Origin of the sequence: Streptomyces sp. UW30 (genome assembly GCF_008042075.1) — a bacterium.
Taxonomy (GTDB): Bacteria; Actinomycetota; Actinomycetes; order Streptomycetales; family Streptomycetaceae; genus Streptomyces.
This window is the reverse complement of the sequence record NZ_RDBN01000128.1, coordinates 1-1,311: the sequence shown is the minus strand read 5'-3', so window position 1 is coordinate 1,311 and position 1,311 is coordinate 1. Positions and strand designations below refer to the sequence as shown.

1 protein-coding gene is annotated in these 1,311 nt (G+C 70.8%); it reads left to right on the top strand.

Annotated elements, in window-relative coordinates:
• Window positions 1-1,311 (top strand): polyketide synthase dehydratase domain-containing protein (locus EAO75_RS44780; RefSeq protein WP_187284863.1); only part of this gene is annotated, 1,311 nt, incomplete at both ends.

The window sequence follows — 1,311 nt, the reverse complement described above, 5'->3', positions numbered from 1 at the left end:
CACCACCCCCCTCACCCTCCCCACCTACGCCTTCCAACACCAGCGCTACTGGCTCGACGCCGTCGGCGCCCCCGCCGACGCGGCGGGACTTGGCCTGCTGCCGGTCGAACACCCCATCCTGGGCGCTTCGTTGAGCGTGGCCAGCGGCGGAGAGCAACTGTTCACCAGCCGTGTCTCACTGCAGGCCCATTCCTGGCTCGCCGATCACGTGGTGCTCGGCGGCACGCTGCTGCCCGGGACCGCGTTCATCGAGTTCGTCGCTCGTGCGGGCGAGCAGGTCGGCGCAGGGCGCGTCGAGAACCTGACCCTGTCCGCTCCGCTGGTGCTGCCGGAGCGTGGTGGTGTGCAGCTTCAGGTGGTCGTCGCAGAGCCCGACGGCGGCGGCCGTCGCACGGTCGAGATCTACTCCCGGCCCGAGCAGGCCCTGCAGGCCCTGCAGGCCCTGCAGGCCGGTGAGGTTCCGTGGACGCTGAACGCGCGGGGCACGCTCGCCCCGGCCGACGCGGTCGATGGTGAATCGCTGACCGTGTGGCCTCCGGCCGGTGCGCGGGAGGTGTCGCTGGACGGCGCTTACGAGCGCCTCGACAAGCTCGGCTACGCCTACGGACCGGCATTCCGCGGCCTGAAGCGCGCCTGGCACGGCGACGACGGTGACATGTTCGCCGAGGTCGTCCTGCCCGACGGCCCTAACACCGACGCCGGACGCTATCTGCTCCACCCCGCCCTGCTCGACGCCGCCCTGCACACCCTGCTGCCCGGAGTCGTGGACCCGGACCGCCAGGCCCTCGTGCCCTTCGGCTGGGAAGGTGTCACCTTCCATGCGGTGGGCGCGGACACGGTCCGCGTGCGCTTCTCCCTCGACACCCCGGACACGGTCGGGATAACGGTGGCGGATGCGGTTGGTGCGCCGGTCGCGACCATCGAGTCCCTCTCACTGCGCCCGCTGTCGAAGGACGCCCTGCGCACCGCCACCGCGACCGCCACCACTGACGGCCTCTACACCGTGCACTGGAAACCCATACCCACACCCACACCCGCACCGGATGCCCACGCCGGCGGCGCGAGCGAAGTCCTGGACATCGTCTCCGGCGACCGCACCCCACGCGAAGTCACCCGCGACACCCTCCACGCCGTCCAGCAATTCCTCACCGACGACACCAAGCAGAACACCACCCTCCTCGTCATCACCCACGGCGCCATAGCCGTCGGCAACGAAGACATCACCGACCTCCCCGCCGCCGCCGTCACCGGACTCATCCGCACCGCCCAAACCGAAAACCCCGGCCGCATCATCCTCGCCGACACCCCCAC